Origin of the sequence: Streptomyces sp. 13-12-16 (assembly GCF_002114215.1) — a bacterium.
Lineage (GTDB): Bacteria > Actinomycetota > Actinomycetes > Streptomycetales > Streptomycetaceae > Streptomyces.
Genome location: NZ_NCTE01001451.1, coordinates 20756 through 28981 on the forward strand (window position 1 = coordinate 20756; position 8226 = coordinate 28981).

The following is an 8226-nucleotide window of genomic DNA, read 5'->3' on the forward strand; positions in this document are numbered from 1 at the left end:
CGGTGCCCGGGGGTGCCGCCCGGCTTCCGGGACTCCCCCGGTTTCCTGGACCGACCCCCTGGCTTTCGGGGCTGACCTCCGGGCCTCCAGGGCTCCCCCCCGGCTTCCGGGACTGCCCCCGGCGTCCAGGACTGCTCCCGGCCTCCGGATCGCTCAGCCGGCGCTCTTCAGGAGTGCCGCCACGATCGGTCCGGCCGTCGAGCCGCCGTGACCGGCCTTCTGGACCACACCCGCGGCCGCCAGGTCCCCGCGGTACGCGGTGAACCAGCCGTTGGGCTTCTTCTGCCCGTCGACCTCGGCCGACCCGGTCTTCGCGCCCTTCTCGCCGCTCACCCCGGCCATCGCCTCCGCGGCGGTGCCGTAGGAGGCGGTGTACGACATCAGCTCCCGAAGCTGCGCCAGCGTGCCGGCCGACATGGTGCGCGAGGCCGTCGCGAGCTTCCGCCCGTCGACCTCCGGGGAGACCAGGTAGGGCTGGCGGAAGACGCCCGACTGGACCGTCGCCGACACCGACGCCATGTTCAGCGGGTTCATCCGCACCCCGCCCTGGCCGATCAGGGAGGCCCCCATCGGGGCCTTCGACTGCACCGGCACCGAGCCGTCGAAGGTCGGGACACCGACCTGCCAGTTGTTCATCGACAGCCCGAAGACCTGCTGGGCCTGCTTGGTCAGGTCGTCGTCCGCCAGCTCGGGCGCCTGGCTGATGAAGGCCGTGTTGCAGGAGCGGGCGAAGCTCGCCTTGAACGTGCCGTCCTTGATCTCGAACTTGTCGTCGTTCTGGAACTTCCAGCCGCCGTAGGTGAAGTACTTCGGGCACGGGTGCTGCTCGTCCATCGAGGCGAGGCCCTTCTCGATCAGCATCGAGGAGGTGATCACCTTCATCGTGGAGCCCGGGGCCAGCGAACCCGAGAACGCGGTGTTGAAACCGTGCGAGGAGTTCGCCACCGCCAGGATCTCGCCGGTCGACGGACGCAGCACCACCACCGACGCCCGCTCCTTCTTCGCCACCTGCGCCTCGGCGGCGGCCTGCAGGGACGGGCTCAGCGTGGTCTTCACCGTGCCGGGCGTGCCCTCGCTCAGCTCCAGCAGGGTCTTGTCGGACAGCTCCGCCTTCTTCGACGCCTTGCCGCGCACGATCCGCAGCTCGACGCCTGCCTCGCCGCCCGCCTTCTCGCCGTACTTCTCGCGCAGCCCGTCCAGCACCGGCCCCAGGGACGGGTACGCGGCGGTGGTCAGCTCTTCGCCGTCCCGGTCCAGCGCCTTGACGGGCGGGGTGCCCGCCTCGCCGGTGACGAGGGTGTCGCCCTCCTTGAGCTCGGGATGCACCACGGCCGGCTGCCAGGCCACCCGCGGCTCACCGTCCCCGGCCCGGCGTACGACGGTCAGCGCGCTGTCGTACGCCAGCGGCTTGCCGACGTCCCCGGACGAGACCGTGCCCTTGACGGCGAAGGGGACCTTGCCGCCGGTGCGGGTGCCGGCGGTGAGGGTGACGTCCTTGATCCGGGCGTCCTCGGCGTATGCGGTGAGCAGGGCGGTCGCGGCCTTGGGGTCGTCGGTGGCGGCGGCGGCCTCCTTCACCTTCCCGGCCTGCCAGGCGGTGAGGAAGCGTTCGGCCGTGCCGGTGACCTCGGCGGCGGACAGGGGCCCGGTCCTGGCGTCCTCCGCCTGCGCGGCGGACGACGTCCGCGTGCCGTCCTCGGCCGCGGCACCGCCGCCGAGGAGCGCGTAGGCGCCGAACCCGGCGCCACCGACGACCACGGCGATCACCCCGCCGAGTACGACGGGTCGTGTCCTGCGCCCCTCGGTGGCGTTCCTTCTGTTCCCCACTGCTTCCCGTTCCTCCGCTGTCCGCCGGGCTCCCCGTGGCCCTCGTGGTGCTCACGTGTGCCAACGACGGCCACCACACTAGAGTCCCGCCGCGGGCCCGGCGCGGTCAGCCGGCCGCTCGTAGCACGGCTGCGACAATCGGCCCGGCCGCGTCGCCGCCGTGGCCGCCCTTCTGGACCATGGCCGCCGCCGCGACGTCGTTGCGGAAGCCGGTGAACCAGCTGTCGGAGGTGGCGTTGCCGTCGACCTCGGCGGAACCGGTCTTCGCGCCGATGTCACCGCCGAGCCCGGCCATGGCCTCCTGGGCGGTGCCCTGGGTGGCGGTGAGCCGCATCATCTGCTTGAGCTGGGAGGCGGTGCCCGCCGGGAGCCCCTTGGCCCGCGCGAACTGCCGGCCGTCGAGGTCGGCGGGGACCAGGTACGGCTGGCGGAAGGTACCGGTGACGGCGGTGGCCGTCACGGAGGCCATGTTCAGCGGGTTCATCTGCACCTGGCCCTGGCCGATGGCGTTCGCCGCCTGGTCCGGTCCGGCGACGGCGGGGACGCTGCCGTCGAAGGAGTCGATGCCCGTCTTCCAGTCGTTGCGGCCGAGCCCGAACCGCTCCTGCGCCTCCTGGGTGAGCGAGGCCTCGCCGAGCGGCTTCTCGTCGATGAGCTTGATGAAGGCCGTGTTGCAGGACCGCAGGAAGCTGTTGGCGAGGCTGGCGCCCTCGTTCGGCTCCATGCCGGTGAGGTTCTTGAAGGTCTGGCCCTGCCACATGGCGCTGGGCGGACAGGGGGCGGGGCCGTTCATGGAGGTCACGCCGTTGTCGATGAGCATGGCGGCGGTGACGATCTTCATGGTGGAGCCGGGGGCGACCTGGCCCTGGAAGGCCGCGTTGAACCCGTCGTCGCGGTGGTTGGCCACCGCCAGCACCTCACCCGTGCTGGGCTTGACCGCCACCACCGACGACTCGGGGTACTGCCGCACCGCCTGCTCGGCCGCGGCCTGCGCCGTGGCGCTGAGGGAGGTGCGCAGCTTGCCCGGCTCGCCCTCGGCGAGGGTCAGCAGCGGGGTGTCGGCGGCCGGTTCGCCCGTGGTGTCCCCGGTGTGCCTGATCACCAGCTCGACGCCGGGGGTGCCGCCCGCCTTCGCGCCGTACTTCTGCCGCAGGGTGTCCAGGACCGGCCCGAGCGAGGGGTACTTCTCCTTCGTCAGCACCGTGCCGTTCCGGTCCACCGCCTCGATGGGCGGCTGCGCGGACTGCTCGGTGACGAGGGTGTCGCCCTCCTTCAGATCCGGGTGGACGAGGGACGGCTGCCAGTCGACCAGCGCCCGCCCGGTGGTCTTCCCGCGCACGACGGTCAGCTCGCTCTCGTAGCTGAGCGCCTCGGACTTCCCGTCGAAGGTGACGGTCGCCTTCACCGCGAACGGCACGGTGGCGCCGGTGGCCTTGCCGGGCGTGATGTCGACCTCGCCTATGCGCGCCTCGTCGCCGTACGCCGTCAGCAGCGCGCCGGCCTCCTGCGCGTTGTTCGTGTACGACGCCGCCTGGGACGCCTCCCCCTTCTCCCAGGCCGCGAAGAAGCTCTTGGTGGTCTCCTCGACCTCCCCCTCGTCCGGCGGCCCGGTCTCCTTCGTCCCCGCGGCGCTCGAACCGCCGCTCCCGCCCCCGCTCACGGCCGACACGATGTTGTAGGCGCCGTACCCGGCCCCGCCCAGCATCACCGCGAACACACCGCCGATGACGGCGGCCTTGACCCCCTTGCCCATCGGACGCTCCCCCTCCGCCGGACCCCCACGCCTTATGAACGTGTTCAAAAAGCCCGGTGCGTAAGCACTCTATGTGCAGGGGGTGACAACCGGGCCGGCTGTTTCCGTTTGTTGTCCGAACAGAGATCCGCCCGGACACCGGAACGACTCAAACCCAGGTGTCCAGCCACATCCGCGCCCGCCAGTCCTCGATCGGGATCGGGGTGCCGGTGTAGATGGGCCAGAAGTAGATGAAGTTCCAGGCGATCAGCAGGGTCAGTACGCCCGCCGCCGTCGCGCCCGCGACACGGCGGGTGTCGGTGGAGCGGGGCGGGCCGACGAGGGCGCCCAGGAGCATCGCCACGGCCAGGCAGAGGAAGGGGAGGAAGACGACGGCGTAGAAGAAGAAGATCGTGCGCTCCTGGTAGAGGAACCAGGGGGCGTAGCCGGCCGCGATGCCGCAGGCGATCGCGCCGGCCCGCCAGTCGCGGCGCAGCAGCCAGCGCCACAGGACGTAGAGGATCGCGAAGCAGGCCGCCCACCACAGCATCGGGGTGCCGAGGGCCAGCACCTCCTGGGCGCACTTCTCGCCCGCGTCGGCCGGGCAGCCGTTCGTGCCGGGGGCCGGGGACTCGTAGAAGTAGGAGACCGGGCGGCCGGTGACGATCCAGCTCCACGGGTTGGACTCGTAGGTGTGCGGCGAGGACAGGCCCACGTGGAAGTCGTAGACCTGGTTCTCGTAGTGCCACAGGCTGCGCCACCAGTCGGGCAGCAGCCACGACCAGGCGCTGTCCTTTCCGTCCTTCGCCGCCCAGTCGCGGTAGTAGCCGCCGGTGCCGTCGGCCGGGGAGAGGATCCAGCCGATCCAGGAGGCGAAGTAGGTGACCACAGCCACCGGCACGGTCGACAGGAACGCCCAGCCCAGGTCGCGCTTCAGGACCGCGACGCGGGGCCGGTGCGCGCCGGCGACCCTGCGCGCGCCGACGTCCCACAGCACCGCCATCACACAGAACGCGGCCATGATGTAGAGGCCGTTCCACTTCGTGCCGATCGCCAGGCCCAGCATCACCCCCGCCGCCAGGCGCCACGGGCGGAAGCCGATCCGGGTGTTCTCGGCGGCGTACGCGTCCGGGCGGACCCGGCCGTCGGCGTCCACGGGCAGCGCGGCGGCGAGCTTCTCGCGCGCCCGGTCCCGGTCGACCACCAGGCAGCCGAACGCCGCCAGTACGAAGAACATCAGCACGCCGTCGAGCAGCGAGGTCCGGCTCATCACGAAGTGCAGCCCGTCCACCGCCATCAGCGCGCCCGCGAGACAGCCGAGGAACGTGGAGCGGAACAGGCGCCGGCCGATCCGGCACAGCATCAGCACGGAGAGAGTGCCGAGCAGGGCCGTCATGAACCGCCAGCCGAACGGGTCGAAGCCGAACATCAGCTCGCCCAGTCCGATCATGTACTTGCCGACCGGCGGATGCACGACGTACGCCGCGTCCGTCGGGATGGGGACGGCACCGCCCGAGAGGATCAGATCGTTGGCGTTCTTGTCCCAGTTGACCTCGAACCCGCGGTGGACCAGCGCCCACGCGTCCTTGGCGTAGTACGTCTCGTCGAATATCACCGCCTTCGGGCTGCCCAGGTTCCAGAACCGGAGCACCCCCGCCAGCAGCGTGACCAGCAGTGGGCCGCCCCACCCCGACCAGCGGGCGATGCGCCCGGCGAGCACCGGCGGCACCCCGAGCGTGTCCCACAGCCGCTTCGACGGCTCCGTGTACGGCGGCACCAGGCGGTCGCGGACGTCACTCTCACGGACGCCGGCCTCGTGGACGTCACCTCTGGCCGGGCCCGGCGCCCGGTAGCCGAAACGGCGCAGCCGCTGCTGCCACGACGGCCGCTCTTCGTACGGCGGCCAATCCTGCCGGGTGTCCGTGGAGGACGCGGTACTGGTCACCGCGCCATCGTAGGGAACAGGGCTGTGTGAGTCCCGCGCATGACCGGTATGCCCCGGCTCCGTTCCCTACTGGGAGGATGGGGTCGTGACCGGAATCCTCGTACTCGCAGGCACCCCCATCGGCGACGTCTCCGACGCCCCGCCCCGGCTCGCGGAGGAACTCGCGGGCGCCGACGTCGTCGCCGCGGAGGACACGCGGCGGCTGCGGCGCCTCACCCAGGCCCTCGGCGTCACACCCAAGGGACGGGTCGTGTCGTACTTCGAGGGCAACGAGTCCGCCCGCACGCCCGAACTGGTCGAGGAGCTGGCGGGCGGCGCGCGCGTGCTGCTGGTGACGGACGCCGGGATGCCGTCCGTGTCCGACCCCGGCTACCGGCTGGTCGCCGCGGCCGTCGAGCGGGACGTCAAGGTCACCGCCGTGCCCGGCCCGTCCGCCGTGCTCACCGCGCTCGCCCTGTCCGGGCTGCCCGTGGACCGGTTCTGCTTCGAGGGGTTCCTGCCCCGGAAGGCGGGGGAACGGCTGGGGCGGCTCCGGGAGGTGGCGGAGGAGCGGCGCACCCTCGTCTACTTCGAGGCCCCGCACCGTCTCGACGACACCCTCGCCGCGATGGCCGAGGTGTTCGGCGGGGAACGGCGGGCCGCCGTCTGCCGCGAGCTGACCAAGACGTACGAGGAGGTCAAGCGGGGGCCGCTGGCGGAGCTGGCCGCGTGGGCGGCGGAGGGCGTGCGCGGGGAGATCACGGTGGTGGTCGAGGGGGCGCCGGAGAAGGGGGCCGAGGAGGTCGACGCGGCCGAGCTGGTGCGCAGGGTGCGGGTGCGCGAGGAGGCGGGGGAGCGGCGCAAGGAGGCGATCGCCGCGGTGGCCGTGGAGGCGGGACTTCCCAAACGGCAGGTGTTCGACGCGGTGGTGGCGGCGAAACGCTCCGCGGAGTAGGCCCTCCCCGGGAGGGCCGGGGGCCGCGCCCGGACGGTGCGGCACGTCCCTTCCGTAGGATCGGGGGCATGCCTTCGAACGCCCCCGACAAGAACGCCGCCCCGCCGCTCCCGGAGCCCCTGCGGGTGCCGGTCGCGGACTCGCACACCCACCTCGACATGCAGTCCGGCACCGTGGAGGAGGGGCTCGCCAAGGCCGCGTCGGTGGGTGTGACGACGGTCGTGCAGGTCGGCTGCGACCTCGAGGGGTCCCGGTGGGCGGCGCAGACGGCGGCCGCGTACGACGCCGTCCACGCGACGGTCGCCCTGCACCCCAACGAGGCCCCGCGCATCGTCCACGGGGACCCCGACGGCTGGTCCCGGCAGGGCGCCCGCGAACCCGGCGGGGACGCGGCGCTGGACGAGGCGCTCGCCGAGATCGACCGGCTGGCCGCGCTGCCCCAGGTCAAGGGCGTCGGCGAGACCGGCCTCGACCACTTCCGCACCGGCGAGGAGGGCAAGGAGGCGCAGGAGCGGTCCTTCCGCGCCCACATCGAGATCGCCAAGCGCCACGGCAAGGCCCTCGTCATCCACGACCGCGACGCCCACGCCGACGTCCTGCGCGTGCTGAAGGAGGAGGGCGCCCCCGAGCGCACCGTCTTCCACTGCTACTCCGGGGACGCCGAGATGGCGGAGGTCTGCGCGGCCGCCGGGTACTACATGTCGTTCGCCGGCAACGTCACCTTCAAGAACGCGCAGAACCTGCGGGACGCGCTCGCGGTGGCCCCGCTGGAGCTGGTCCTGGTGGAGACCGACGCGCCGTTCCTGACGCCGGCGCCGTACCGGGGACGCCCCAACGCCCCCTACCTGGTGCCGGTGACCGTGCGGGCGATGGCGGCCGTACGGGGCGTCGACGAGGACACCCTCGCCACCGCCCTCGGGGCGAACACGGCCCGCGCCTTCGGTTATCCACAGGCGTGACCTGCCCGGTCGCCGCGCCCCGTACCCTTGTCCCGTGACCAGCCCCACCCCCGACGCCCTCCTGGGCCCCGCCGACATCCGTGAACTGGCGGCCGCCCTCGGCGTACGGCCCACCAAGCAGCGCGGCCAGAACTTCGTCATCGACGCCAACACGGTCCGCCGTATCGTGCGCACCGCCGGGGTCCGCCCCGACGACGTGGTCGTCGAGGTCGGCCCGGGGCTCGGCTCGCTCACGCTGGCGCTGCTCGAGGCCGCCGACCGGGTCACCGCCGTCGAGATCGACGACGTCCTCGCCGCCGCGCTGCCCGCCACCGTCGCCGCCCGCATGCCCGGGCGGGCCGAGCGGTTCGCGCTGGTCCACTCCGACGCGATGCACGTCACCGAGCTGCCCGGGCCCGCCCCGACCGCGCTCGTCGCGAACCTGCCCTACAACGTGGCCGTCCCGGTGCTGCTGCACATGCTCGAAAGCTTCCCGAGCATCGAGCGCACCCTCGTCATGGTCCAGTCGGAGGTCGCCGACCGGCTCGCCGCCGCACCCGGCTCGAAGGTGTACGGCGTGCCCTCGGTCAAGGCCAACTGGTACGCGGAGGTCAAGCGGGCCGGGGCCATCGGGCGGAACGTCTTCTGGCCCGCGCCCAACGTCGACAGCGGGCTGGTCTCGCTGGTCCGCCGCGCGGAGCCGCCGAAGACCACCGCCTCCCGGCGCGAGGTGTTCGCCGTCGTCGACGCCGCCTTCGCCCAGCGCCGCAAGACGCTGCGGGCCGCGCTCGCCGGGTGGGCGGGTTCGGCGGCCGAGGCCGAGGCCGCCCTGGTCGCGGCGGGGGTCTCG

General features: G+C 72.7%; 6 protein-coding genes. 3 read left to right on the plus strand and 3 right to left on the minus strand.

Going from position 1 to position 8226, the window contains the following annotated elements:
- Nucleotides 1-153: 153 nt before the first annotated feature.
- The 3 genes from B7767_RS42495 to B7767_RS42505 form a co-directional block, all read right to left on the minus strand.
- Nucleotides 154-1827, minus strand: a complete 1674-nt coding sequence (locus B7767_RS42495) for a penicillin-binding transpeptidase domain-containing protein (RefSeq protein WP_085576470.1) — start codon at nt 1825-1827, stop codon at nt 154-156.
- 106 nt (nt 1828-1933) lie between these two features.
- Nucleotides 1934-3580 carry a penicillin-binding transpeptidase domain-containing protein gene (locus tag B7767_RS42500; protein ID WP_085576471.1) on the minus strand — a complete coding sequence of 549 codons (1647 nt, stop codon included), beginning with the start codon at nt 3578-3580 and terminating at the stop codon, nt 1934-1936.
- 148 nt (nt 3581-3728) lie between these two features.
- Nucleotides 3729-5504: a dolichyl-phosphate-mannose--protein mannosyltransferase gene (locus B7767_RS42505; RefSeq protein ID WP_085576472.1), complete on the minus strand. Its 1776-nt coding sequence runs from the start codon at nt 5502-5504 to the stop codon at nt 3729-3731.
- Nucleotides 5505-5589: 85 nt separating this feature from the next.
- Between B7767_RS42505 and rsmI the strand changes: the two genes are divergently transcribed.
- The 3 genes from rsmI to rsmA form a co-directional block, all read left to right on the plus strand.
- Complete coding sequence (rsmI, locus tag B7767_RS42510) at nt 5590-6438, plus strand: 16S rRNA (cytidine(1402)-2'-O)-methyltransferase (RefSeq protein WP_085576473.1); 849 nt, start codon at nt 5590-5592, stop codon at nt 6436-6438.
- Between the two features lie 68 nt (nt 6439-6506).
- Nucleotides 6507-7397, plus strand: coding sequence for a TatD family hydrolase (locus B7767_RS42515; protein WP_085576474.1), 891 nt, complete (start codon nt 6507-6509; stop codon nt 7395-7397).
- Nucleotides 7398-7431: 34 nt separating this feature from the next.
- The coding region (rsmA, locus tag B7767_RS42520; protein ID WP_085576475.1) for a 16S rRNA (adenine(1518)-N(6)/adenine(1519)-N(6))-dimethyltransferase RsmA at nt 7432-8226 on the plus strand (795 nt) is incomplete at its 3' end.

What these genes read in the sequence shown, in the direction of transcription:
- B7767_RS42500 (WP_085576471.1), bottom strand. Translation starts at nt 3,580, where the DNA reads ATGGGCAAGGGGGTCAAGGCCGCCGTCATCGGCGGTGTGTTCGCGGTG.
- B7767_RS42515 (WP_085576474.1), top strand. Translation starts at nt 6,507, where the DNA reads ATGCCTTCGAACGCCCCCGACAAGAACGCCGCCCCGCCGCTCCCGGAG.